Source organism: Candidatus Methanoplasma cognatum (assembly GCA_009777615.1).
GTDB lineage: Archaea > Thermoplasmatota > Thermoplasmata > Methanomassiliicoccales > Methanomethylophilaceae > Methanoplasma > Methanoplasma cognatum.
Genome location: WRLM01000001.1, coordinates 493,554 through 519,248, shown reverse-complemented (window position 1 = coordinate 519,248; position 25,695 = coordinate 493,554). Strand labels below are relative to the sequence as shown.

Here is a 25,695-nt window from a genome sequence, read left to right as displayed (position 1 = left end):
AACGTCCCTTTGAGGATATGAGCATAAGACATATAATCAGATAAAGCGGTAAAATATTTCCTACTGTTCTAGTGGTGATTTCTTACAGGGAATCCCCAAGCAGGATATCAAGCTGACCCGATACCGATGATCTTAACTCACTCTTCACGCGGATGTCAGTCCCGGAGCATTCTGCGAATCCTTCCGGATCCAAGGATGCTGCCATAAGGAAGCACACTGTCCTGAATATCCGGGCCGCATCCTCTTTATCGGGTTTCTTGCCGTCGTGGGATCCCTTCATCTCAAAAAGGACCGAGGATGCCTTCTTGACATCGTTCGAAAAAGAAACAGTGTCCCTGCTCAGTCCGAATCCGGCGTATTGCATGTTCGTTTCACATATTCCTACAAGATAATCGAACATCGCCTTCCTGGAACCGCCGCCGCTTTGGGGCGTTTCCGTCCGGCGGTCTCCGTTCATCGCCGATATCGCTTCTTTCAGGAGGTTCTCTTTGGAGCCGAAGTAATAGTTCACCATCGCGGGATTTATTCCGGCATTCTCGGCGATCCTTCTTGTAGTAATATCAGATGCGCCGTCCGCCGAAGACAGCAGCTCGGCGGTCCTGTGGATTATCTCTCCCTTCTTGTCCTTTGAATTCATGATTGCTTACTAAACATGTTTTGAATGTATTTAATATATTTCTAAAAGTACAATGCGGGATGCGAAATGGAGCCGGAACAAGAGGGATGGAAACAATCTTGGAAACCAAAATAAGTAGCCTGCTTTGCCGTTCTCGTCTTCATCTTAGGGACAGTCTGCGATAGTTTTTATTGTATCATTTCCCATATGTTCTTTAGGTGGCACTATGGAAACGATATCAAACAATCCGCGCCGTATGTTTGGAAAAATGATGATGGCGGGCGGAATCGGAATTCTGCTGTTTGCTGTGATAACATTATTCATACCTATATTGTCTAACGTATCATGGGTACTATTCATCCTTGGCGGGATAGACCTGTCGGTGGGAATTTGGTTCTTCTTATCAAGCAGAACCGTTAAGGTTTAATGAGGACAAAATAAAACCGGCGGCTCTATAATGGCCGCCATTATGCTTTTATTCAGTGTTGTATCAGGTAGCGGTTTTTCAGTGAGGCGCTGGGTATGAACGACGAAAGAAAAGAAAAGACCCTGATATGTTCAATAATTGGATTCAGTGCTTTAACTTTTGTTTCTGCATTGCTTAGCGCCTCGATCATTTTTGTATATCTGGCATCATTTTTTTCAACATTGGTTGTTATAATTGGATTATGCGCTGAAATAATGGCTAAATTGGGTAAATGGAAATGGGCAACAGCAACCGAACGGTTCGATGACGGGAGTTCTCTTACATCCGTAAAGCTAGCCGTCGTAGGGGCATGGGGCATGGGAGTTGTCATATGTGTTCTTTGTTTGTTTGTAATAATTGCCATGGCATAAAGGATGTTCGAGAGCCATACACAACTGACAGCGCTCTATCGATGAATTATTTGATCTAGGTCGGGTATAATGAATGGGCAACACTGCCGACATTATTGATTCTGTCTGACCGTTAAAGAAAAATACCGATTTTGTATACTATTGGCGTCAAGAGATGAAGGGCAGCCGACGGTAGGATTCGATCCAGCTGAGGAACTTCCCTCCTCCACAGGGCAAGATGAACCGGGAAATCCGGTAAGGCGAGAGCTTTGGCAAGGGCCCAGAAACGACACAGCCTTGGTTAAGGATGATCTGCGGACAGTGACGTTCCCAAGGATATGGTGAAACGGCGACACCTCATCGGAGCAAACTCATACAGCCGGGATGACCGCCCGAGACCGGCGGGTAGAGCGCGTAGTTGAATGCTGCCTGAAACAGAAGGGGGGGTACTATCATGACTTGACGCCCTTTCAACCGGGGAACACGCGGAGCAGAGTTAACGCTCCGGTATTCGGGGATCAGCGGAACCTCTCTCCGGTTATTCTCTCGAACATGCCCGCATAGAGGTCGGTCACTCTTCTCACTATGTCTTCCGGAAGCGGCGGTATGGGTATGTCGGGCAGCCCCTTCTCCCGGAGAGCGCTCAGTTCGGCGTGATACCCTGTCTCGCGGTAGTGCTGGCGTACGAATTCTTTGCTCAGTTCGACCACCTCCCCGTCTTTATATGATCCCAGGTCCCACCAGCGGTCCTCGTCGCAGGTGCCGAAAGTATCAATGACGACCAGGTTGCGGACCTCGTCGTATCCGAACTCTTTCTTTCCGTCCACATGTATGAGGCCGCGCTTCGCCGCCTCCTCTTCGATCATCTTATCGATGGCAAGGATAGTGTCCAGTATGCCTTTGTAATCCTCATCGGTAAGTCCGGCGATCTTCTTGGCCTCCTCTTCGTCCAACTCTCTGTCATGTTCTTCCAGTTTCGTTGTTGTTTCTAAATACGGGCGGGGAAGCTTCTCCCCGTACTTCACCTCATGGCCTTTTGGGAATCCGAGCGCCTCCGGAGAGACCTTGCCAGAGCTTATGCGGTCCATGAGGGATCCGGCCACATAATGTCTGCATATGAACTCCAGCGGAATGAGATAATTGGTTGTGTCCGTGTTTATTTTATCGTAATCCTCAATGATGCTGAATCTCTTCACCCTCATCCCGTTCGGCGGCAGATACTCGATCAGGTGCCCCTTTATCCCGATCTTCTCCAGCAAACTGAACCAATGCAGCGCTGTTCTGCAGAGCGTCTCTCCTTTGTGGGGGATGGAGGATGGAATGATCTTATCAAAAACGGAAATATTGTCGCTGAAAACAAACTCCAGCGTATCGCCGTCCGCCTGGTAGACTTCTTTGACCTTACCCTTGCGGATGAGCTTCATACCGGGGGTTAACAGCAAGGGATATTAAATCTTCTCACTGCTGGTCCCATTTCATGAATAGGTCCGAGTTTTTCTAATAAGAAAGATTTATTAGCAATGAAAAATAACTCCGCCCTATGCTGTTTACCCGGTTTTATGCGGTCGGTCGGGCTTTAAGAAAAGAACTGACCGCCCGCACCCTCTTTTTCTGGGCCTCATCCGTTCCGTACTCAAGAGGGATTATGAACCGCATGGGAATCGAGGAATGGCAGGCGTCCTTCCCCCTGCGGAAGTTTTACCGCGGTGAGAGGATCGTCCCGGACCGGCCGGAACATAAGTTTGGCCCTCTGTGTGTCGGAGCCGCCGCGCGGCTCGTCCGCTCGGAGCCAGTTGGGGGCAAAAAGTATGCATATTTTGCAGATATAGGAAAGAGGCGGGGATGAATTTGAGATATAGGGCAGACATTGTTGTGACATTGAAAAATGGGATCCGCGACCCGCAGGGTTCCGCGATCGAGACCGTCCTGAAACGCACGGGGATTGAAGCGCAGCCGGGCGTGTCGGTCGGGAAATACTTTTCCGTGACCGTGAACGGAGCGGACGAGGGGGAAGCCAGAGCAAAGGTGGAGAACATCTGCCGAGAGGTGCTCTCCAATCCGGTCCTGGAAAAATATGATATTGAAAGATTTTGCGAGATGGACCTATGAGAGCGGCAGTGATAGTGTTTCCGGGAACGAACTGCGACAGGGACACTAAGGCCGCATGCGAGGGATTCGGCTGGGAAACGGACCTCGTCTGGCACTCCGAACGGTCTCTGGACGGATACGATGTCGTCCTCCTTCCGGGCGGCTTTTCGTACGGCGATTACATCCGTTCCGGGCGGCTGGCCAAATTCAGCCCCGTTATGGACGCCGTCAGAGAATATGTGAAGGCTGGACGCGGATTTGTCATAGGAATATGCAACGGTTTTCAGATATTATGCGAATCGGGCCTTCTTCCGGGGGTTCTTACCGATAACCGGGACATGCGGTTCATCTGCGGGGATGTCAGGCTGAGAACGGACGCGGGAACGGAGATCACCCTTCCGATCGCACACGGCGAAGGGCGATATCTGGCGGACAGCGTTCCCGAAGATATGATATTCCTTACGTACATCGGCAACCCCAACGGCTCCGTTCGGGACATAGCCGGACTTTATGACCGCGAGAACAACATAATCGGCATGATGCCGCACCCCGAGAGGGCGTTCTTTGAAGAGACAGGCAACACAGACGGGCGCGAGATCTTTAAGATCATCGAAACGGCGCTGAGGGAGAAGTGATGAAAATGGCGGAACTCCATTCGGCACTCGGCCTCACGGACCTTGAGTATAAAGAGATAGTAAAGCAGATTGGCCGCGTGCCGAACGATATCGAAACATACCTGTTCTCGGCGATGTGGTCGGAACACTGCGGCTACAGCCATTCGCGTAAATACCTTACAAGGTTCCCTAAGGAAGGGTCCCTGCACAGCGAAGAGAACGCCGGCGGAGTACAGATCGGAGACATGGTGATATTCTTCAAAGCGGAGTCGCACAACCATCCTTCGGCCGTGGAGCCGTTCCATGGCGCCGCGACAGGCATAGGCGGCATAATCAGAGATGTTCTTGCCCTCGGCGCCAGACCGGTCGCGCTGCTGGACTCGCTTAAGTTCGGCAGGATCGACGGGGGCCGGAACAGCAACCGCTCGAAACATCTGTTCAGCGGCGTGGTTAAAGGCATCAGCGCATACGGCAACTCGATCGGGGTGCCGACGGTCGGAGGAGAGGTCGGGTTCGACGCCTGTTATGAGACCTCGCCGCTCGTAAATGTCATGGCCGTAGGCATCGCCCGCAAAAAGGACATCAAGACATCATCCGCGCCGGCGGGGGGACATGTCGTCATCGTCGGTTCCCATACGGGACGCGACGGGATCCACGGAGCGTCGTTCGCATCAAAAGAGCTGAGCGAAAGTTCCAGAGACGACCGTCCCTCGGTCCAGATCGGCGACCCGTTCATTGAGAAGGTCCTTATCGAAGCTACACTTGAGATACTGGGCCTGGATGAGGTCCTGGCATGCCAGGATTGCGGCGCGGCGGGGCTTTTGAGCTCTACGTCAGAGATGGCATATAAAGGCGGCTGCGGAATGGAGCTTTACCTAGACAGGGTTCACCTCCGCGAAGACGGTATGGAACCGTGGGAGATAATGCTCTCCGAATCCCAGGAGCGCATGATCTTCGTCACAACGGCGGCGGGCGTGCGGAAGGTCCTGGACATAGCGGATAAATACGAGATACCGGCAAACGAGATCGGCAGGACCGTGCCGGAACCGGAGTACCGCCTGTTCATGCACGGAGTGATGGTTGCGAATGTGCCGCCCTCGGCGCTTAACAATGGCGTACTTTACGACCTGAGTGAAACAGAGCCAAGATACATCTCTGAATACCGGAACAGGACGCCGGACCGGACCATGAGCGTTGAAGAAGCTGTCAGAAAGGTCGCGGGGGATCCTAACTTTGCCTCGAAAAGCTGGATCTACACACAGTATGACCACACCGTCGGCGGCAGGACCGCCGTGACCCCCGGCAAAGCGGGTGCGGCCGGGATCTGGCTTCCGGAAGAAGGAGGGGTCCTGGGTCTGACGATGGATTCCAACGGCAGACAGGTGTTCCTTGATCCTTATAACGGGTCCAGAAACACCGTTTACGAATCATGGCGCAACCTAGTCTCATCAGGATACAGACCGCTCGGGGTGACCGACTGCCTTAATTACGGCAACCCCGAAAAAAAAGAGGTGGGGTACCAGCTGATAAGATCGATCGACGGTTTGGCGGACGGCTGCCGCGAACTGACGATACCCGTCGTATCGGGAAACGTCTCGCTGTATAACGAATGCGAAGACATCCGCGTCTATCCTACGCCGACTGTCGGCATGGTCGGATACGCCGAGTCCGCGAAGGACCTCCTGAGATCATGCTTCGGCGGCGGCGAGACGCTCTATCTGCTCGGCAGGGAGATGAGACAGGATTCGCACGTGGGCGCGTCGCTGTACCAGATGGCGTGTTTCGACTTCCTCGGCGGGGAGGTCGACAAGGCCGACGCGCGGCTGGAACACCTGCTTGCGGAAACGATATTCTGTCTGCGCGACAGAGGACTGATCTGCGGTGCGGCGGATGTCTCCGAAGGAGGTCTGCTGGGCGCGGTCTTGGAGGGGTCGTTCCTGGGGGACAGCGGGTTCACGGGGGACCTCATAGGCACCGTCGAACCGCTGAAGGCTTTGTTCGGAGAGATCACCGGAAGATACGTGGTTTCGACGGCCGATCCGGCGGAGTTCGAAAGACACTGTAAAGCTCCCTACAAACGCCTCGGTAAATGCGGAGGCAGCGACATAACCTTCAACGGGTTCAGTTTCGATCTGGAGGAGCTGAAACATCTGTATGAGAACTCGATTGAGGAAGAGATCGGGAACTGATCTCCGTCCGGCGCGCGGGTCGCACGGTCTCAGCGAACGATGTTTTATTAAGGGGGTCACCCTACACAGACAGTCCGCCCGTAACTGGGGCTGACCTGCCGGGGGAACTCCGCCTGCTGGCTCAAAGGATGAGGGTGATGCGATGACGGGTCCGAAGCACAGCTGCGGCGTCGTGGGGGTATGCCGCACGGCTGATGTTGCTGATGATATTTTCAAGGCCCTGATGATAATGCAGCACCGAGGCCAGGAAAGTGCAGGGATTTCTGTCTTTGACGGAAAGGACATCGTCACCGAGAAGGGTTCTGGGTCAGTGAGGGAGGCCATAAAGCACAATGCGGTCAAATCTCTGAGGGGGCATTGCGGCGTCGGCCATGTAAGGTACTCGACGGCCGGCTCCAAGGGCGTAATGAACGCACAGCCGCTTACCGTCGAGACCGGCTTTGGAACGGTGGCCATTGCGCACAACGGCGACATAACCAACTATGCGGAACTAAAGGAAAGGTACCTGATGTCAGGAGTGTCATTCCTTACGGACTCGGACACCGAGCTTGCGGTAAGGTCGCTTACCGAGCACATGACCCGGCGGCGCGACCCGATAGAGGCCATGAGGAGCATGATGAAAGAAATAGAGGGGGCTTATTCTTTTACGGTTCTAATCAACGGCAGACTGTTCGGCATCCGCGATCCGCACGGGATCAGGCCGTTATGCATAGGCAGGACGGGCGGAGGGCACATCATAGCATCCGAAAGTGCGGCGATAGACGCTCTGAACGGCACGTTCATAAGGGATGTCGCGCCGGGAGAGATCGTTGAAGCGGAACACGACCGTTTAATTTCTTATCCCGGTGTTTCCGACAGACGCAGGGCGCACTGCATGTTCGAATGGGTGTACTTCGCCAGACCGGATTCCGTTATCGACGGGAGAGAGGTCTACGACATAAGAAAGAGTATCGGAAAGATATTGGCGAGGGAGCATCCCGCTGACGCTGACGCGGTGATACCGATACCGGACTCCGGACGCGCGCAGGCCATAGGGTTCTCCATAGCGTCGGGGATGCGGTATGAGGAGGGATTCATGAAGAACCGCTTTGCAGAAAGGACCTTCATCCTCCCTGATCAAAGAGAGAGGGAGCTGGCGGTGTCGATGAAAATGAACCCCATAAAGAGCACTGTGTCCGGCAGACGCCTTGTCGTGGTCGATGACAGCGTCGTCAGGGGTACGACGCTTAAAAAACTGATCAAGATGCTCAGGGGAGCGGGAGCGAAAGAAGTGCATGTAAGGATCGGATGCCCGCCGGTCATCGCGCCCTGCCATTATGGAGTGGATATGAAATCCATGGACCAGTTCGTCGCGGCGGGACGCACCGAAGAAGAGATATGCAGAATGGTAGGGGCAGACAGCCTGGGGTACATAAGCATCGGGGGACTTGTGGAGGCCATCGGGAAACCAGAGGGCGATCTGTGCATGGCATGCCTTGACGGCAGATATCCTGTTAGAATACCTGGCGGAACGCATCTGTCCCAAATGACGCTTGAGAACGGCCGCTGAGCCGTTTGTCCGTGCTCGCCTCTGTTCCGGCCGCGCCCCCTGTATTCAGGCCGCGAGAATTTCCGCGGGTCCCCGTATATATTATATTCTCGGTGGTATTTGCCCTTCCATGCCGACCTTCGACACAGTAATGTGCTTGGATCCCTCATCACACGGGGGAAAGGCGCCGGACCGTCGCACGAATATCCTTGGGAGGGGGCGGGAATGAGCGAACTTGTGCTGATACTCGACTTCGGCGGCCAATATAAGGAACTGATCGCTAGCACTGTCAGAGGACTGTCCATTTACTCCGAGATAATGCCGGGAGACATCAATGCTGATGAGATCCGGCGCCTGGACCCTGTCGGTATCATTCTGACGGGCGGGCCGAAGAGTGCGTATGCGCCCGGTTCGCCTTTATGCGATCCAGAGCTTTTCGGCCTGGGTATACCCGTTCTCGGCATATGCTACGGCATGCAGATGATGTGCCGCATGCTAGGTGGCGAGGTCGCTCCCGGCGGTGCGGGGGAATACGGGCGGGCCGCTGTGACCGTCCTGAGACAGTCAGCGCTGTTCGGCCGCACTGACAAGCCCTTCGACGCACTGATGAGCCACGGGGACGTGGTGACACGCCTCCCGGAAGGTTTCGTTATGACGGCTGCCACATCCTCCTGTGCCGCCGCCTGTGAGGATGCGGGGAGGAAGCTCTACGGCGTGCAGTTCCATCCTGAGGCCAAACATACAGACGGGGGGCGGGAGATCATCCGAAGATTCCTGTACGACGTCTGCGGCGCCTCGGGGGACCACAGACTGGAAGACTTCATGGATGATCAGATCAGATGTATACGGGAAAAGGTCGGAACCGAACGGATACTTCTCGCCCTGTCCGGCGGCGTCGATTCGTCGGTATGCGCAGGTCTGCTTTCCAAGGCCGTACCGGGGCAGCTTATCTGCGTTTTCGTCGATCACGGCCTCATGCGGCTGAATGAGGGGGACGAAGTGGAAAGGTTGTTCTCAGACCGGCAGCTTTCCTTCATACGGGTCAACGCACAGAAAAGATTTATTTCCAAATTAAAGGGGATCACTGATCCGGAGACGAAGCGGAAGGTAATTGGGGAAGAGTTCGTCCGTGTTTTTGAAGAGGAGGCCGCAAAACTCGGAGATATCCGCTTTTTAGCACAAGGGACCATATACCCCGATATAGTCGAATCCGGCGGCGGACATGGCGCGACCATAAAGAGCCACCATAATGTCGGGGGACTTCCGGACAACCTTGCGTTCGCAGAGATCATTGAGCCGCTGTCAGGACTTTTCAAGGACGAGGTCAGGGCCATCGGCAAAAAATTAGGACTGCCCTCATCCTTTGTAAAGCGCCAGCCGTTCCCCGGACCGGGGCTTGCCGTCCGCGTTATGGGCGAGGTTTCCGAAGATAAACTGGATATCCTGAAAAAGGCCGACGCCATCCTTAGGGAAGAGATCGACGGCATGAGAAAACGGCCGGACCAATACTTCGCCGTTCTGACCGATACCCGTTCGGTGGGCGTCAAGGGCGATGACAGGACGTACGACCGGGTCATCGCGGTCCGGGCCGTTACGACCGATGATTTCATGACATGCGATTATTCTCCGCTGTCTCACAGAACGCTGAACAAAATATCGTCGCGCATCACGGCCGAGATACCGTCCGTAAGCCGCGTGGTCTATGATATAACATCGAAGCCTCCGGCCACGGTTGAATGGGAGTGAACGGGCATTTACGAACAAATACCAGGCCCGCCGGCGTCGGGGAGGCCTGCTGTCATCTGTACTTCGGTCGCCTTTATGTGCGCAAACAGGGACTCGGGCCGCAATAAGGACCAGATCTGCATGAGTTCCGGATATTGGCCTCGCTGACGGTCGTCCATCCCAAAGTTAATAAAAAGCATCGCAATCTATTCTCATGGCATTGGACCCCCGATACAAAGCTGTCGGCTTAGACATGGACGGAACATTCATGTGCACTAAAATAGACTATGTCAAGCTGGCCAATGCCGTTTTTGACGAGCTGATGGAGATCGGGGTCCCGGAGCACGCTGTCGTCAGAACGGAAGGTACGGCCGGCGAACTGGAAAGCGGCATAGATTGGCTGAAGAGGAACGGAAGGGGGAATGATGCCCTTTCACTGCGCAAACGCATCGCGGGCCGTTCTACGATGATAGAAATGGAACATGCGGATGTATCCAAACCGTTCGACGGAGCGGCGGAGGCGGTCGGCGATCTGCGTAAGAAAGGCTATAAGACCGGCATATTGACAAAAGGGGGGCATTCATATGCCGAGTTCATACTCAGAAAGAACAATGTGCTCGACCTCTTCGACGTGATAATTGCCCGGGATGATTTTCCTGATAACGAGGCGAAGCCTTCCCCCAAAGCGATGGTCAATCTTGGTAACGCATTGGGGGTCAGACCCGAAGAGATACTCTTCATCGGCGACAGCAAAATGGATTGGCTTACGGCCAGAGACTCCGGCGCCGGATTTTACGGAGTGCTCACGGGCGGAAACACTCTTGAAAGCTGGAAAAGGATCGATCCGGACATACCCGTCGTTGAGGGGGTCGCATCGATCCTTGAAATGATCAAGTAAAAAGTTTATTCGGTCCCGTCGCCGAGCTTGTGGGTCCTGTCCGCATCTTTGCGGCGTTCGAGCTCATTGTATCTGAACCTCTTCTTGTTGTCCGCAAAGGTGGTGTTCGCGGGCATGAGTTTCTTTACCGCCTGTATCATGGCGCTGCCGATCCCCATGAGCTGTTTGCCCATCTTTATGCCGAACCTTGTCGTACCGCAGACCAGGTGTCCGGGGTTTATCACGTCGCGCGGGTCGAACTGCGTCTTCATCTCTCTCATGTATCTTACGGTGGCTGCATCGTGTATATTGTCCAGGTTCCATGCGAAGAACACACCGAATCCGGTGGTCCTTCCCCCGTACTTCACAGCCCTGTCGCCAAGATAGAAGTTGAACGCAAAAGCCGTCATTCCCAGCATGGACTCGTCGTCCTTGAAGTAATAAGGCATGAACATGGTCGTGTTGCGGTCCACTATCACGCCGATGACCCCTCCGGGCTCCATCTTCATCTTCTTGAAGCCGTCGTAACACTCGTCCGTGAACTCTCCCCATATCGAGACCGGAACAATGATCTCAGCGGGTATCTCTCCGACGCCGACCTTCCTCGCTCTGAACTCATAGCATCTCTCTTCCCATTCGTGCTCGGCTATGGAGTCGGCGATCCTCACTCCTCCGAGCTCCGCCGCGATGACATCCAGTTCCGCTATGTCCCGCTCGACAAAGTCTTTATCCCCTTGCAGCGTGAGAAGGAGAAGGTTCTTCGTGTCAGGCGCATGCACGCCCGCCTTCCTTTGGTTGGCGAAGTGCATCTCATCCGAGAAGGCCACATGCAGCGGCCTGATGCTGGGATGGTTTACCAGTTTCTGTATGGTCTCGTGCATGTCCTTCAGGTTCTGATAGCAGTAAGCCGTCGGCCTGATGACTCCCATTGGATAGATCCTGAAAGTGACCGTTCCGAATACGCAAAGCGTTCCCTCGGAACCGGAGAATATCTGGTTAAGGTTGTATCCCGTGTTGTACGATCCCATGTGACTGTCGCCCGTCTCGAGTATCGTTCCGTCTGAGAGGACCACTTCCATGTTCAGTATATTGTCCTTCGCCCCTCCGTATTTGTACGATCCGATACCCATCCCGTTTGTGGCGATCCATGCGCCCAGGGTCGCCGAGGGGAAGCTTGACGGGTATGATCCTATGATGTAGCCTTTTTTCATGCACGTTTCGAGCAGATTTTTCCATGTGCATCCGGCCCCCGCTTTCACGTACAGTTCCTCGGTGTTTATCTCCATGACCTTGTTGAATTTCGAGGACATGTCCACGACGATGCCCGCGTTTGTAGGCATGCATCCTCCCAGCCCCCACGACGAATTGCCTCTGGGGATCACCGGTATGCCGTGCCTGTGGGCGATCTTCACCACTTCGGATATCTGGCGCACTGACGACGGCCTCACTACCACGTCCGGAATGTTCTTGAACGCTATGCCCGCCTCCTTCGGCAGCGGCGCCATGTCCTTGCTGTACAATATCATGTCAACGCCGTTGGTGGTGACATTGCTTTTTCCGACCGCCTCCTCCAGGGCCGATATTATCTTCGGAGTGACCTCCCTCTCAAGGTTTGTTTGCTCTTTTTCCTCAAGCGAGGAGGGGTTCCATTTGAACGAGTCGAACTCCGGGGCCCTGCCTCCGAGCTTTGCCGCCTTTTCGACAAGAAGGCCGTCCGACGATATCACAAAGGCTGTGCTGCTGTCGGCGATGGTGCCATATGCCCTCCCGCCGCATGCGGTGATGAGGTCCTTCAGGTTCTTTACCGGAACTATCGCTTTAGCCATAGCAGATTTGGAACCGCATATCGCGCTGCACATCTTGCACGCATCCTCCTTGGCCGCCTTTACGGCCTGGATGCTTTCCATGATCGAATCCAGAGACCTTTCTTCCAGATCGACGGAACCCTCAGCGCCGTCCAATTCGAGAGCGATCATTTTATCTTCCGCGCACCAGGCTATGCTGCGCGGCTTTATGCTGGGGTGCTGGATGATCTTCTTGACCGCATCCTGCAAGCCTTCAATGGCGGCGAAACCATATGCGGCGAACCTGCTGACCCCTTTGGGGACCAATTTCAGTGTTACTTCGGTCACAACCCCAAGGGTTCCCTGTGATCCGGAGAACATCTGCGTGAGGTTGTATCCCGACATGTAGTAGCCTATGTTGTCGTACCCCGTCTCTATTATCGATGCGTCCCCGACCACCGCCTGAAGGTTGACGACATTGTCCCTGGGGCCGCCATATTTGTATGATCCGTAGCCGATTTGGTTCGACACCGCCCATGTTCCGACGGCGGATGACCTGTCGAAGGGGTATGAACCGAGTGAGAAACCTTTCTTCGAACATTCTTCAATCAGGGATTCGAACGTGCATCCCGCTCCGGCCCTTACGGTCATCGCAACGGGATCGATGTTTATTATTTTGTTGAGCTTCGACAGATCGACGAGTACTCCGCCGGCGTTCTTTGTTCCGTCCAGTGACCAGGAAGGGTTGTTGCTTGAGGCCACGCTGACTCCGTATTTCCTCGCAACGGCGATCACCTTGGAGATGTCCTCCGTATTGTCCGGCATTACGCATATGTCTGCGCTTTCGCACCTGCTGTCGCATATCTTGACATTCTCGTTTCCGATCATCATTCTGGTCGCTTCGATAAAATCTGCGTTCGCTTCCGGTTTGTTCCCATTCGATGAATTCATGACTTGCCCCCGTGCCCTTAAAGCGCGGCTTTGATTAAAAGCGGGTAGCGAATGATATATTATAAGGGTTGTGCAGATGGCATAGCTCACTGGCATCAGCCGCGTACATGTTGCCTGACATGCCGTATCAAACGAGGGTCGGAACGAAGTCTTTCCTCCGATCCCCCCTCCAAAAAGAAGAGGTGCGTGACACATTTACAGTCCGAACACCCGAATCCTTTCACGGCGCCCGCTCCTCCGTTCTTCTCCACAATGCCGACGAGCGCACATTCCGTCATTCCCGGCTGTACGGCCTCATACGCCTCGATCCTGCAGCATTCTTTTGTCAGATGATCAATGTGCCAGTGTGTCTTCTTGTTCTCAGAGAGATGTCTGCTTATCCTCTGGTCGAGACCATTCATCGCGCTGCCCACATAACAATATGTCCCCCTTTTCAGATCGACCATACCCAGAGCTCCCACTTTTACCCGAATGTCGGGGAGGTCGAATATCAGGACATACGTTCCTTTACGGATCATCCGCACCCTTTCTCTTCGAGTCTTCCTGCAGGACCTCCGACCGCGTCTTTATCCTGATGATTATGCTGCTGTCGTTGATCTTGGAAGGGGACAGCCTGCATATGTCTCCGATCCTGCGGCCGTATATCTCCATTTTTTCTATATTCTTATGATGCTCGTCGTACCCTATCTTGACCCTCAGGCCGTCCAGATGCAGGACGACCGGCGCGGGCCTGAGGCACATGTCGACCGGTTCGTACTCTTCGAGAAGCCGCTTTATCTCCGCCGGGTGTATGAAGAGAGGATCCTCATCCAGAAGCCTTTTCTTATCCTTCAGGACCTTTTCCACATTGTCGGCGATCTCATCCAGCTTCTCCCTTTCCGGAGGGGTCCTCATTCTTGCCGCCTTCCTTCCGACCCCGTGCACGACCGCGTCGCACTTCCCCTCGGCGCCGTCCGGTTTCGGACCGGATACCAATATTGTCGGCACCTTCACGCCGCTGAGCAGGTCCATCTTCGCCTCTACGCACGCTTTGAAATTACCCAGCGAGAATATTGCGGCGTCGTACTCGTCGACGATCATCTTCTCTTCCATGCTTATCTGGGCGGTCAGTTTGCCTCTCCCTCTCGCAAGCCCCATGACAACGGTGATCGCGCCCTGTCTCCTGAGGTGCTCCGCGATGTCGCATATGGGATGCGGCATATGGTGCCGTCCGAGGGTCGGGCCCACGACCGCTATCTCGGTCCCCGCCAGCGGAACGGCCCTGACCTCTCCGCCTATCTCTTTGCAGAATTCCGTTATTGAATTCCGGTCCTCTTCCGGTATGGACATTGTGATCGTCATCATCTGTGAGGACCTTGTCTTCTGGATGATGACCCCTCCGACGTCCTCTACGAGTTCGATGAGCTCTTCCGCCCTGTATACTCCCCCGTCGTACATCAGGACCTCAAACATCTTTTCCACCTTCCGTCATTTTCCTGTGGAAGCCCATGCCTTCTTCCAGCATATGGGGCTCGAATACCTCTTCGGTGGCCACCACGGTTATCACCGGCCCGTCGATGTATGTTTGGCGGTTCCTGATGCCTTCCGGCATCGATCTCCATATCGATCCGACGATCTCCTTCATGTACTCCTCCCCTGACGCCACCACGATGGATCCCACCTCGTTCTCCGGCGCGCCGTCAACTTCCATGTCGAACCTTGTCTGCTGCCTCACGCTGTCCCTGCCGAATCTTGCCCACAGCTCCCTCAGGATGTCGGGGGCATATCTCTCGTCGGTGATGGTGATGTGGATCGTACCGCCCTCCGTCCGGATGTTGGAAACGTCGGCGACTGTTCTGCTGGCGGGCTCCGTCCTCAGCCTTATCGAAAAGATGAACAGAGGTATCTCCGGTCTGAGGACCAGCAGGGCCTTCTCCATCTGGAAGGCCTTGCCTATATCGGACATTATCTCCCTGAACAGGTTCTCGTACGACGCCGCTCCGAACTTGTCCTCCGCTACCGTCTCTATGTCCATCCGCACACCTCAAAGGAACCCTGAGCTGAGCAGCGCTCCGCCGAGCGCCCCTATATACTGGGAGTTGGGAGGAACGATCGGCCTCTCGCCGAGCACCTCGCCCACGGCGGTCACCAGCCCGGATATGAGGGATGTTCCGCCCACCTGTATTATCGGGCGGCGGACGTCTATCTCCTGCAGCTGCTGTTCATATACCTGTTCGGCGACCGAGTGACAGGCGGCGGCGGCCACGTCCTCAAAGGATTTCCCGTCGCTCAGAGTGGTCACCAGGTCCTGTATCCCGAACACTGAACAATATGAATTCATCTTCGCGTTGCGCCAGTTCCCTTTATCGGCGAGCTTGCCGAGGTCCTCGATCTCGATCCTCAGTCTCTTGCATGTCATCTCCAGGAAACGTCCGGATGCGCCGGCGCATATGCCTCCCATTGTGAAATTGTCAGGGACCCCGTCCCTTACGGTTATGGCCTTGTTGTCCATCCCTCCGATGTCCAGTATGGTGGCCTCCCCCCGCTGCCTGTCGGCAAGCCACACGGCGCCCTTCGAGTTCACTGTCAGTTCCTCTTGGATCAGCTTTGCGTTGAAGTGTTTGCCGAGGGTGTATCTCCCGTACCCGGTAACGCCCAGCGCCTCTATCTGTTTGAGCTCTACGCCAGCCTCCTTCATGGCATTCCCGAGGACGGCTGTCGCCGTCTGGACCACATCCCCCGACGGGGTCCAATCCTTCCCTATGATCTTGTTGTTCTCCATTACCACTGCCTTGGTGGTGCTCGATCCGGAGTCGACGCCCGCCGTCAGCCCGGTCTGCCTCTCTCTTGCCAGAACGTCCTTCCTTGTCACTATTGTGACCAGGGCCTCCATTCTGGTAAGCAGCTGCGCGGCTTTGAGCCTCTCGGTGAACGAGTATGTGACGACCGGAAGCTTCGTGTTCTCCTGGATGAACCGTCTAAGTTCATTCCTTACAAGCGCGGCCTCGGCGCATCTGAAGCATGTGGTTATGAATACCGCGTCGGCGTCATATCTCTCGTCGGCGAGACGGGCCGCCCTCGCTATCATCAGTTTCAGCTGCGGTGAGCGGGGGTTGAAGCCGAACCTTTTCACGGCCTCGTTCACATCCGCATAGGACACATCGGGATAGACCACTTTGGCCCCGACCGAACGCGCCGCCTTCTCCACCTCATACTGGACGCTGCTGTACTCGGTCCCGCATGACAGTTGTGCGATCTTTATCATTTGAGTCCCTCCAGGAATTCCTTCATGAGGCCGACGGCGGCCTTAGCTTCTTCCTCGTTCTCGGGGTATTTGATAGTCAGATACGGGATCCCCCTCCGGCGTATCAGATATTTCACCATCTCGTTGGACCTCTCGCACCCGACGCATCCGAAGTTGAAGGCCGGCTCCAGCATTGACACCGCGGCGTCCGCCTCGTCGATCAGCGGGCCCCAGAGCGCGAGCCTCCCTCTTATTCCGGAGGGGACCTCGATCCCCGCATACTTGAGGCCTCTGACCACATCGTCCAGGGTGACGTTCATCGGCGGCATGTCCAGTTCGGCCATGTCTATCCTTTCTTGGATCGGGGCCATCGCGGCCAAGGGCTCATGCCCGAATCTCTCTACCAGATCGAACAGGATAAGGCTGTTCGGCGGATCTATGAATACTTTCATCGGCTTGCCTCACATATCTTTTTGAATTCTTCTGCTGGAAATTTCTCTTTTTCCTTTGGGACCTCGAAACCGTCTCCTCTGTCGCAGCTCTGTAAACCATGCTGTATCATGGGAAGGGCCTCCCATTCCGCTTCCAGCTGTGCGAACCCGGGCCTTGTGCCGTGCTGCGCGCGGCACCTCCTCGGGTCCCCTGCGGGGTACGCCCTTACTTTTGAATAGACATCATAGGGATACTTTTCCCTTATTGCCGCCAGCACTTCCCTGACGGGCGCTCTGGGGCCCTCCAGGACCGTTCCGTAGCATGTCTCTTTAGCCGTCACTTCCTTCCCCATCGCATGCATCTCCCTGACCAGCTGGTCAGGCGTTATCATTGAATTGGGGGATATCATGATTATCCTGGTCTCCCTTTCCTCGCTCATCGTTTCTCCTCCACTATGTAGATGATCTCTTCTTCCTCTGTCTCACCCAATTTGGCGAGATCGCCGAGGAACCTGCCGACAAGGTTCGTTCCGTACGGCTCTTCTCCCGTAGGGCCGTATTCTTTGCTGTCCCCGAGCCTGACCCCGATGAGTCCGTGGTGCGGCCTCGACTGGTTCGTTATCCCGATGTCTCCTTTTTTGCATTTTTTGAACGGTTCCTGGGGGAAAAGGTTCTTCGATCTTTCCTCGTCCCCGTAGAACGTTACCATCGGCATCCCGGGGAACGAGAACTGCGTCTTGAGCGTGCCGACCGGCTTATGGCTGAGGCCGGTGACCTTTCTGAAATAATAGACGTCGCTTTGGCGGGACTCGTCCAGCTGTATCCTGAACACCTTCTCCTTCGGAACGCCGAACGTCTCTACAAGCCCGTCCGATATCGCCTTGAGCGTTGCCTCCGGGGCCTGGTCAACTATGACCGCATCGTCGGATGCGTTACCGGTCCTCTTCTGTTTCAGACCAAGCTCCAAAAGGAATTTTTCCCCCTCCGACTGCGTCATGCCCACCGAGAGGGCCCTCACCGGCTCCGTGACCACCGTGACCTTGTCTCCCTTGGCGGCCTCGGATATTATCCCTATCCCCCTCGCTACCGTCCCCGCGCTGTTATGCGCCGGACTGGACTGCCTCCTTTCTTTGTAGAAGAGTATGTGTCCTGTGCCGTGTCCCGTGTTCCTTACCGCTACGCTCCCTTTCTCCCTGGTGGAGTGGCTCTCGTCCGGTATCTTCACATCCAGATCGTCGCTGCATCCCGTCAGCGTTCCGGACGAGTGCGTGATGTTGACATACCCTTTCGAAGCTATCGCCAATATCTGCTCTGCGGATGCCGGGGACCCTGCGTCAAGCTTTATCAGAACGTTCGTGTCTATCGAATAACCGGCCTCCAGGGGATGTTCCGGATCTTTGGTGACGATTATGTTCTCGCTGCTTGCCTCGGAGACTATCGGCCGGATCCCGATCAGTTCCTCCCCCTCGGCCATCGCCTCCAGTACATGTCTCCCGAGGGTCACCCTCCCTATGTTGCCGATATTGGCGCCGTAGGATCTGACATGGTCCTTCTTTGCGATCATCATATAAGTGGTGTGATTATCGAACCCGCCGAGCGTGAAGAAGCAGTCATATCTCCTGTACTGCCTTTCCGCCCTGTCCATGGGGATGTCCGTCGGGAAAGAGCCAAAGGCCACTATCTCCCTGGTGGACCATCTTGTGGTCGCGCCTTTTATCTTTGATATCGAGGACTTCCAAAGTTTCGCGCCGTCGGTATCGTCAAGGTGGATGACCATCGATCCTTTCGACGTCAAAAGCTCGAAGTCGTCCGTCTCCTCGACCAGCCTCTCGGTGGAGAGGCGGATCGATATGATAGAATCGGGATAATGGGCCTCGCCCTTCACGGCGTCCTTGAGCACCGCGCCGTCCTTCAGGTCCTTGTCCTTCCCGTTCACGATGACCTTCATGTCACTCATCACCCCGGGGCGGCAGCGCTTTCTGCACCTTAGAAACTATCTCGTCCAGCTTATCCTGCGGCGCGGTCACTCCTCTGATGACTCCCGTCACGATCTCTTTTATCTCCCCGCGGGTTTTGATATCCTCATCGGAAGGCATGACCCTCTTCGTCCTTATGCCGATGGCCGCAAAGTCCTCATAATCCACCGGCGCCTGCGCTACCACCACCGCCGGGATGTCCACATTCCTCAGGATCAGTCTTGCTTTGTATATTATGTGCTGCCTTACGTTGCCGAGGTGTATTATCGCAAGCTTGTATTGCTGTATCCTCTCGACCTCTATCGGATCAAGACCGAAGTAAGAGGTCGTGGTCATGTCGGGCGCATCGGCCGGCACCCCGGAACCGGCGTTCACGACAAGGACGCTCGTGTCTATGCCTTCTTCTCTCAGAGCGTAGGTTATCTCGCAGACCGGCTTGGTTATATGCCTCCTTCCGGGGCCCATCGCCACCACCACGACGTCCATGCCGCTTTCGGATATCGTCGCCCTCTGCGCCATTCCCCCGCCGACGCCCAGGCCCATCGACTCCCTGCACTCAACGAAACTTAGGTGCCTGCCGATCTGTTTTTTCATAGGATCAACTCACTGCTGCCTGTCGAACTCGCTGATTATCTTGTCCGGCGAGCCTATGTCGACGATCTTGCCGTTCTTGATGAATGCGGCGCGGTCGCAGCAGTTCGTGATGAAATCCATGTCGTGGCTCACGACGACGAACGTCTCGTCCAGCGTATCCCTGGCTTTGAGCACGGACTTCGCGATTATGACCTTGGTGATCGGATCCATGGTGCCGGTCGGCTCGTCCAGGATTATTATCTTCGGCTCTTTGATGAGCACCTGGGCGAAGGCTATCCTCTGACATTCGCCGACGCTCAGCGAATCAGGGTATGCGTAAAGTATCTTCTCCATGTCCTTTTTCGGGAAACCCACGCTGAAGAGCACCTGTATGGCCTTCATCTTCGCAAGTTCGGCGGGCATCTTCATCCCAATGGATGTGGAAAGATTCTGAAGCACCGTGTCAAATGGATAGAGGGTATACTCCTGGTGCAGGAACCCTATGTACGGCGTGGCCCTTCCTTTGCCGGCGAGCCCGGCCTCCGACATGTCCACCCAGTCGTCCCCTATCCTTACTTTCACTTTGCCGGAGGTTGCGGGTGTCATTCCCGCTATCATCCTTGACGTGGTGGTCTTACCTGCTCCGGACAGCCCCACCAGCGCGAATATCTCCTTTTCTTTGATATCGAGGCTTATGCCGTCGACCGCTTTGACCACTCCTCTCGAAACGGAGAAGTAATGCTTTATAGCGTTCTCCAGAACGATGAGGGGTTCGCCCACTTCCTTTCCGGCGGACTTTTCGAAGCGGTATTCTTCCATGAACTTATCCGTTACTTCCCTCGGGTTCCCTTCCATAATGACATTGCCCGCATCCAGCCACAAGGCGTGGTCGGACATCTCAACGACCGCTTCCGGCCAGTGCGACGCCAGGACCATGCATATGTTGTGTTTCCTCACATACTCCACGAGTCTTTCGTGGATAAGCGCCGAGGTGTAGGGGTCCAATGTTCCGGTCGGCTCGTCCGCCAAGAAGAACAGCGGCTCTTTGGCCAGTTGTCTGGCCATCACGATCCTCTGCTTCTCCCCTCCGGACAGGTCCCTGGCTATGTGCGTCGCGCGGTGGGTCATGTTGACAAATTCCAGCAGCGCGACCGCCTTGTCCACGCGTTTCGGGTCGTTTGCGTCCAACGCCTCCAAGATGTTCTCCACCACGGATTTGTCTCCGAACAATGCGAATGTCCTCTGTATCATTATCGCTATGTGGCCTTTGAGCTCATCCCTGACCGGGTCATGTTCTTTCAGGCCCCAGAAATCTATGCTCTCGGCTTTGGTCTCTGCGCCGCATTTCGAGCATTTGGCGCCGGAAACGGGAAGGTCCATGTTACCGCATTTGGGGCAGCGGTTCACGTGATACAGTATGCGTCCGGAGTCCGGACCGTATCCCTCGCTGCCGCGGATCATGTGGATGAGTACGCTTTTTCCCGCCGCGCTCTTCCCTATTAGTCCCAGCACCTTCCCTGTCGAGATCTTTGCGCTTACGTTGTTAAGGACGGTTCTTCCGTTGAAGGTCTTGGTCACATTCTCAATGGTCAAAAGATCGACCGGCTCTACCATGCACTGACAAAGCCTACAAAAGATATAAAGTGTGGTGAGACGCGGTCTCTCATCCGCATGCGTGTGCGCGTGTACATTCCGCATCCTTTCCGCTCAACTCATAGAAAAGTGATAATGTCCCACAGCACAGGTCGTTTAAAGCTGTGGGTCTACTGCAGATAACAACTCCATCCGCAACGGGATCCTAACACGACAGCGGAACGACCATACAAAACGGATCGACGGAGCAGGGTCGGGAATATGGTGTTTTCCGGTGATCACAGAGACCGGGGAAACCGAATTACCCAATGTAGTTCTTGGTGCGGCCGAGGTCTGTGACGAAAAAAGGATCGTCCTTACGCATATTCTCCGTCAGCGTCCTGGCTTGGTCTGGGTCTGCGATTACCGCATCCAGCTCCGGCTGCGTTATGCCGACCAGCTGCAGGAAGTCCAGCCGCCCGTACAGAGTATCCGTTCCCGACAGTTCCGGATCATTGATCACTAGCAGCCCGGTCAGCTTGGTGTCTGATTCCGCTTTGATGGGGTTGCCGCCGCCGGATATGTACTGCATAGGCTCCAGGAACCTTTTTGACGTGTAGGTATAACGGGCCAGTTTCGACAGCACATCGATGGCCCACATGAAGTCCGCTTCTCCGCAGGACGGCAGCCGGATCGTCATCTCATATCCCCATTTGCTCCATTCTCCGCCAAAGGACTCCTCATTCGTATAGAGTTCCGACATGCCGTAGGTCACTATGTGCACATGCCCGTGCGGCGATTCGTACACGCTGTACCCGTCCAGGTACTGGTCGCCGCCCATGATGGCCCTGGCGTGGAAGTGCGTACCGAAGTGCCGCGGCTTTTGATCCCGATAGATCGGTTCAAGACACGCGTCGATGGCTTCCCAGCCTGGAGCCCAGTCGTCCTGCTCAGCCGCTTTTTTCTTATATTCTTCCAGATCCATGGCCTTTCCCCCTAGTATGTTCTTTTCAGATGCGCCGTTATACATATGCACGATTAAATAGAATCGACTGTCGGCGGAATATATTACTAGCCGTGTTAGGCGGCGTCTCCGGAGACCGGCGCGCCGGCATCATGTTCTTTATTGTTTTTCTTAAAAACGCAAGCGTTATTCTCAAGGTCCGGAAGAAAGGGCTGTGCGTCTCCATATATTCCGTAATCTGCGGGACGTTACCTTTTTTAGGTTGGATGTTATATACAACCATGATGGCATACAGGAATGCTTCCAGGCTGGGGGGGCCGATACCAAAGTTCGGAGATTACCATGTATGGAAGACACTATACTGCATAAGCCGGGAGAGCCCGCTGGGCAGGAAGAGCCTTGCATCCTTTTTGGATATAGGAGAAGGGAGCACAAGGACGATATTGAACATGTTGCATGAGGACGGGCTGATCGCCATCAACAAAAACGGCGTCTCCCTCACCAAAGAAGGCATGGATACTTGGAAGGCTATCCGGATGGATGTGCACAGTGTCAGCCTCCCCGAGCTGACCATCGGCAAGAAGGATTGTGCGGTCAGGGTCCCCGGCGCCGCCGTGAATGTCAAGTTCGGATGCGAGGAGAGGGACGCTGCTATAAAGAAGGGGGCGGTAGGTGCGACCACGCTTGTCTGCTCCAAAGGCGTGCTGATATTCCCCGGCTCATACTATCCGGTGGACAAGGCCGTGGAGGCCGCTCTCAGGGGCTGTTTCGACATCAGCGACGGGGATGTGGTGATCATCGGCACAGCCTCCAGTACAGAGGCGGCGGAGCTGGGCGCGGTGACCGCCGGCCTGGATCTCATGGGCGGGCTGCATATACGGCGCGAGCTTGACGACGTCCTCACGCAGAGGAGCACGGGGAGCGAGCTTCTTTCCCTTGCCTTCGCGATACACGATTTGGTGGGAGGCCTTCCCGTCTGTGCGAAGAGCAGGGACAACCTGGGTATAAGGATAGAGAACGAAAAGGTCATCGACAACGCATACACCGGCGCGGTCCTTGAGGAAGTAATTAATGCAGGTACCACTATAAGGAAGGTCGCAATATCCGGACCTTATAAAGGAATAAGGGTCATCGTGACGCCGATAGAGCTCGACAACAGAGTGATAGCGGCGATAGGTGTCGTTGACATCAGGAGCATGGCCGGAACAAACAATTTGATCAGATTAAGGAGTGATGAAGAATGAGCGATGAGTGCAAGGTCACTGTGGACGCAGGCGTATGCAAGATGAAAACTGTCATTACGGCAAAGGCGAACCCCGACACAGGGATGGTCGATATCGACATACAAAGCGACTGCCCCAATATACTAAAGATGTCCTGGACCCTCAAGTCCGTATGCCCCTATACCGAGGTAGAAGAAGAGATGAACAAGACCGAGGTCTACAAGCATGCGAGCGACTGCATACCGCACGCCGCCTGCCCCGTGCCCTGCGGCGTCATAAAGGCCATCGAGGTCGCCGGTGATCTAGGTCTGAAAAGGGACGTCACGATAAAAGTAGAATGAACGGCGTCTCCCACAACAGCGGTGGCGATGCCGTCCCATTATCGGTCTCTCATCGTTAACTGTTTATAATTATTTTCCATCCTATTATTTATGAAGGAAGAAACCACCTGTAAACCTTTGGAAATAATAAGGAATATGAGGGGCGTCGTGAACGCGTTCTACCTTAACAAAGAGATCCTTGACCAGATGAAAAAAGAAGAGGAGAAGGTCACGGCCATGGGCAGCATAGCCGTGCGCAACGAAGGGTTCAGCGAGGCGCTCGGAAAAGAGCACGTCATCGCGATAATAAAGGACCCCCGTTTCAGGCCTCCTCCCGAGCCCACGGTGGTCCTGATATCCGACAAAGGAGAGGTCATGGGGCTGGAGGTATTTCCCTTCAATGCGAAAGAATATCTGGGCAGAGAGGATGTCGTATGGCTTTCGGATGCATTTGTCCTGTTCCCGAACGTCAAAGGGATGGGCGGGGAGAACTTCATCATGCCTCCCGTATCGTTCCCGGAGCTGAACGAGGGCAACGGCTGCAAGGATGTAATCTCATGCAGCCCCGCGCCGACCTGCGATCTGATGATGAGAACATACTACAAACTTCAGGACGATCCCAGGCTGGCAAGCGTGCTTGTGGGGTATAACGACCTCTGATACCCTATGCGGTTAAATCAGATGACAGTAATCCTGCCGCACTCATGATGCTGAACAGATGCCCCAAATATTCGCCAGAGACGGGGATTAGGATAATCCCTCCCGAAAAGACCCTGGAAAGAGTTCTCCCTATACTTCCGCAGGTGGGAATATGCGATCCTGAAGACATCACTCCCCTTGACAATATTGGGATCCCGGTGTTCGCGGTGGACCGCCCAGGAGCCTCAGCGGGGGCGGTCAAGAACTACAACGGCAAAGGTGCTACCCCGGAGCAGGCGAAGGCGTCTGCCGCGATGGAGGCCATGGAGAGATACAGCGCTGAGCAGCGGGATACTGACGAACTTGTATACGGGACATTTGAACAGGCCAAGAAAGTGGGCCTTACGGTGGACCCGAAGGACCTTATCCTTCCAAACAGGACGCTTGACATATATGACACGGCAGAGATAGCCTGGGTCGAGGGGTTCGAGATGTTCAGGGGATCGCCCATATGGGTCCCCGCGTGCGGCGTTTTCCATCCCTATTTCCCCGACGGTGACCTTCCGCTGTTCAGGTACCACACCAACGGCATCGCCGCAGGTAACACCATCGAAGAAGCGATACTGCATGCACTGTTCGAACTTATCGAAAGGGACGCCTGGTCAATGGCGGAGGAGCGGGGCAGGGCATTTGCCGACGTCGTTTTGGAAGAGGATTCCCTGCCGGGAAGACTTCTGAAGAAGATGGAAGATAAAGGCATAAAGATCCATCTCAAAGACCTTACACATGATATAGGGATCCCGACCATCGGCGCGGCCGCTGATGACACCGTTACAAAGGACCCGGAGCTTCTTACGATCGGCGTCGGAACCCACCTGTCCCCTGAGATAGCCTGCATAAGGGCCATCACCGAAGTAGCGCAAAGCAGGACTACCCACAAACACGGCGTGAAGGGCAACGCGAGGCTGCTGAAGATAGCGAAGGACATGGGATACGAGAAGGTCAAGACCGTGAACACGGTCTGGTATACGGATCTTGAGGAGAAGGTCCGCCTGAAGGACATGAAGGACCTTTCCACCCCTTATGTTCTGGACGACATAGAGGTCGTCCTCGACAGGCTTGTGAAAACAGGGTTCGACATGGTCATCGTTTCCAACCTTACCAGACCTGAGGCGGGAGTACCTGTGGTAAGAATGACCGTTCCGGGCCTTGAGGTGTCGACCATGGACCCGGAGAGAGAAGGCGCCAGGCTCCGCGGCATGTGGCCTTCGTGAGCGGTGTCCCGAGACCTACGATCTGCGTAAACCATCGCGGCATAACCGCCGCGTCTTCACGTGGATCTTTCACAGTTCCCGGAAAAACCGGGGGCCTATAAAGCTGATTTCGCGACCGGGGACTTGTTTATTAGTCATGAGGAAAAAGACATCTTTGCAAGCTCGCGGAAGGAATTCTTTTCAGAAGTAATAAAGCGACCCCCATATATCCAAAAATAAGTAGGAAAGCATATATTATATATATTTTAAAGGGGTATCAAACTGTCATAAAGCCAATCGTCGCGTCCGGCAGACATTTTCTGGACCCAGTCC

At 54.8% G+C, this 25,695-nt stretch carries 26 protein-coding genes and 1 other RNA gene; 14 read left to right on the top strand and 13 right to left on the bottom strand.

Annotation, left to right across the window (positions count from 1 at the left end; genetic code table 11):
- Positions 1 to 82 precede the first annotated feature (82 nt).
- On the bottom strand, positions 83 to 637 hold the full coding sequence (locus FWG96_02310; protein ID MCL2032094.1) for a TetR/AcrR family transcriptional regulator: 555 nt from the start codon (positions 635 to 637) through the stop codon (positions 83 to 85).
- A 205-nt stretch (positions 638 to 842) separates the two neighbouring features.
- Here FWG96_02310 and FWG96_02305 point away from each other — a divergent pair, with 205 nt between their 5' ends.
- The 3 genes from FWG96_02305 (at position 843) to rnpB (ending at position 1,893) form a co-directional block, all read left to right on the top strand.
- Positions 843 to 1,043: a hypothetical protein gene (locus FWG96_02305; GenBank protein ID MCL2032093.1), complete on the top strand. Its 201-nt coding sequence runs from the start codon at positions 843 to 845 to the stop codon at positions 1,041 to 1,043.
- Between the two features lie 95 nt (positions 1,044 to 1,138).
- Complete coding sequence (locus FWG96_02300) at positions 1,139 to 1,453, top strand: hypothetical protein (GenBank protein MCL2032092.1); 315 nt, start codon at positions 1,139 to 1,141, stop codon at positions 1,451 to 1,453.
- A gap of 149 nt (positions 1,454 to 1,602) precedes the next feature.
- An RNA gene (rnpB, locus tag FWG96_02295) (RNase P RNA component) lies at positions 1,603 to 1,893 on the top strand.
- A 57-nt stretch (positions 1,894 to 1,950) separates the two neighbouring features.
- Here rnpB and FWG96_02290 read toward each other — a convergent pair.
- Complete coding sequence (locus FWG96_02290; protein MCL2032091.1) at positions 1,951 to 2,856, bottom strand: phosphoribosylaminoimidazolesuccinocarboxamide synthase; 906 nt, start codon at positions 2,854 to 2,856, stop codon at positions 1,951 to 1,953.
- Between the two features lie 221 nt (positions 2,857 to 3,077).
- Here FWG96_02290 and FWG96_02285 point away from each other — a divergent pair, with 221 nt between their 5' ends.
- The 7 genes from FWG96_02285 (at position 3,078) to FWG96_02255 (ending at position 10,474) form a co-directional block, all read left to right on the top strand.
- Entirely contained in the window at positions 3,078 to 3,278 is a 201-nt protein-coding gene (locus tag FWG96_02285) for a hypothetical protein (protein MCL2032090.1), read from the top strand.
- On the top strand, positions 3,275 to 3,541 hold the full coding sequence (gene purS / locus FWG96_02280) for a phosphoribosylformylglycinamidine synthase subunit PurS (protein ID MCL2032089.1): 267 nt from the start codon (positions 3,275 to 3,277) through the stop codon (positions 3,539 to 3,541). Before FWG96_02285 ends, purS begins: the two co-directional genes overlap by 4 nt.
- Positions 3,538 to 4,155, top strand: coding sequence for a phosphoribosylformylglycinamidine synthase subunit PurQ (gene purQ, locus FWG96_02275; GenBank protein ID MCL2032088.1), 618 nt, complete (start codon positions 3,538 to 3,540; stop codon positions 4,153 to 4,155). The genes purS and purQ overlap by 4 nt, the downstream gene beginning before the upstream one ends.
- Positions 4,155 to 6,323 carry a phosphoribosylformylglycinamidine synthase subunit PurL gene (gene purL / locus FWG96_02270; protein ID MCL2032087.1) on the top strand — a complete coding sequence of 723 codons (2,169 nt, stop codon included), beginning with the start codon at positions 4,155 to 4,157 and terminating at the stop codon, positions 6,321 to 6,323. The genes purQ and purL overlap by 1 nt, the downstream gene beginning before the upstream one ends.
- Before the next feature lie 142 nt (positions 6,324 to 6,465).
- The gene (gene purF, locus FWG96_02265) at positions 6,466 to 7,872 is read left to right on the top strand and encodes an amidophosphoribosyltransferase (protein MCL2032086.1); all 1,407 of its coding nucleotides are present in this window, start codon (positions 6,466 to 6,468) and stop codon (positions 7,870 to 7,872) included.
- 204 nt (positions 7,873 to 8,076) lie between these two features.
- The gene (guaA, locus tag FWG96_02260; GenBank protein ID MCL2032085.1) at positions 8,077 to 9,597 is read left to right on the top strand and encodes a glutamine-hydrolyzing GMP synthase; all 1,521 of its coding nucleotides are present in this window, start codon (positions 8,077 to 8,079) and stop codon (positions 9,595 to 9,597) included.
- 193 nt (positions 9,598 to 9,790) lie between these two features.
- Positions 9,791 to 10,474 carry an HAD family hydrolase gene (locus tag FWG96_02255; protein MCL2032084.1) on the top strand — a complete coding sequence of 228 codons (684 nt, stop codon included), beginning with the start codon at positions 9,791 to 9,793 and terminating at the stop codon, positions 10,472 to 10,474.
- 5 nt (positions 10,475 to 10,479) lie between these two features.
- Here the strand turns inward: FWG96_02255 and FWG96_02250 are convergent, their stop codons facing one another.
- The 11 genes from FWG96_02250 to FWG96_02200 all read right to left on the bottom strand — a co-directional run bounded on the left by FWG96_02250 (position 10,480) and on the right by FWG96_02200 (position 21,993).
- The gene (locus FWG96_02250; protein MCL2032083.1) at positions 10,480 to 13,188 is read right to left on the bottom strand and encodes an FAD-binding oxidoreductase; all 2,709 of its coding nucleotides are present in this window, start codon (positions 13,186 to 13,188) and stop codon (positions 10,480 to 10,482) included.
- A 95-nt stretch (positions 13,189 to 13,283) separates the two neighbouring features.
- Entirely contained in the window at positions 13,284 to 13,706 is a 423-nt protein-coding gene (locus FWG96_02245; GenBank protein ID MCL2032082.1) for a GIY-YIG nuclease family protein, read from the bottom strand.
- A complete protein-coding gene (locus FWG96_02240; GenBank protein ID MCL2032081.1) occupies positions 13,696 to 14,640 on the bottom strand; it encodes a methanogenesis marker 7 protein in 945 nt (314 codons plus the stop codon). Before FWG96_02240 ends, FWG96_02245 begins: the two co-directional genes overlap by 11 nt.
- Positions 14,633 to 15,202 (bottom strand): methanogenesis marker 17 protein, encoded by a 570-nt coding sequence (locus tag FWG96_02235; GenBank protein MCL2032080.1) that lies wholly within the window; start codon positions 15,200 to 15,202, stop codon positions 14,633 to 14,635. The genes FWG96_02240 and FWG96_02235 overlap by 8 nt, the downstream gene beginning before the upstream one ends.
- 9 nt (positions 15,203 to 15,211) lie before the next feature.
- Complete coding sequence (locus tag FWG96_02230) at positions 15,212 to 16,432, bottom strand: methanogenesis marker 15 protein (protein ID MCL2032079.1); 1,221 nt, start codon at positions 16,430 to 16,432, stop codon at positions 15,212 to 15,214.
- Entirely contained in the window at positions 16,429 to 16,863 is a 435-nt protein-coding gene (locus FWG96_02225) for a methanogenesis marker 5 protein (protein MCL2032078.1), read from the bottom strand. Before FWG96_02225 ends, FWG96_02230 begins: the two co-directional genes overlap by 4 nt.
- Positions 16,860 to 17,282, bottom strand: a complete 423-nt coding sequence (locus tag FWG96_02220) for a methanogenesis marker protein 6 (protein MCL2032077.1) — start codon at positions 17,280 to 17,282, stop codon at positions 16,860 to 16,862. The genes FWG96_02225 and FWG96_02220 overlap by 4 nt, the downstream gene beginning before the upstream one ends.
- Positions 17,279 to 18,799 (bottom strand): methanogenesis marker 3 protein, encoded by a 1,521-nt coding sequence (locus FWG96_02215; protein MCL2032076.1) that lies wholly within the window; start codon positions 18,797 to 18,799, stop codon positions 17,279 to 17,281. The genes FWG96_02220 and FWG96_02215 overlap by 4 nt, the downstream gene beginning before the upstream one ends.
- Positions 18,792 to 19,412, bottom strand: coding sequence for a methyl-coenzyme M reductase I operon protein C (gene mcrC, locus FWG96_02210; protein MCL2032075.1), 621 nt, complete (start codon positions 19,410 to 19,412; stop codon positions 18,792 to 18,794). The genes FWG96_02215 and mcrC overlap by 8 nt, the downstream gene beginning before the upstream one ends.
- Before the next feature lie 9 nt (positions 19,413 to 19,421).
- On the bottom strand, positions 19,422 to 21,005 hold the full coding sequence (gene atwA, locus FWG96_02205) for a methyl coenzyme M reductase system, component A2 (GenBank protein MCL2032074.1): 1,584 nt from the start codon (positions 21,003 to 21,005) through the stop codon (positions 19,422 to 19,424).
- Positions 21,006 to 21,285: 280 nt separating this feature from the next.
- The gene (locus FWG96_02200) at positions 21,286 to 21,993 is read right to left on the bottom strand and encodes a suppressor of fused domain protein (GenBank protein ID MCL2032073.1); all 708 of its coding nucleotides are present in this window, start codon (positions 21,991 to 21,993) and stop codon (positions 21,286 to 21,288) included.
- A 215-nt stretch (positions 21,994 to 22,208) separates the two neighbouring features.
- Between FWG96_02200 and FWG96_02195 the strand changes: the two genes are divergently transcribed.
- From FWG96_02195 to FWG96_02180, 4 genes are all read left to right on the top strand, one after another.
- Positions 22,209 to 23,171 carry a DUF2111 domain-containing protein gene (locus tag FWG96_02195; GenBank protein ID MCL2032072.1) on the top strand — a complete coding sequence of 321 codons (963 nt, stop codon included), beginning with the start codon at positions 22,209 to 22,211 and terminating at the stop codon, positions 23,169 to 23,171.
- On the top strand, positions 23,168 to 23,491 hold the full coding sequence (locus FWG96_02190; GenBank protein ID MCL2032071.1) for a hypothetical protein: 324 nt from the start codon (positions 23,168 to 23,170) through the stop codon (positions 23,489 to 23,491). The genes FWG96_02195 and FWG96_02190 overlap by 4 nt, the downstream gene beginning before the upstream one ends.
- 90 nt (positions 23,492 to 23,581) lie before the next feature.
- Positions 23,582 to 24,130, top strand: coding sequence for a hypothetical protein (locus FWG96_02185; protein ID MCL2032070.1), 549 nt, complete (start codon positions 23,582 to 23,584; stop codon positions 24,128 to 24,130).
- 44 nt (positions 24,131 to 24,174) lie between these two features.
- Positions 24,175 to 25,383: a YcaO-related McrA-glycine thioamidation protein gene (locus FWG96_02180; protein MCL2032069.1), complete on the top strand. Its 1,209-nt coding sequence runs from the start codon at positions 24,175 to 24,177 to the stop codon at positions 25,381 to 25,383.
- Positions 25,384 to 25,695 lie beyond the last annotated feature (312 nt).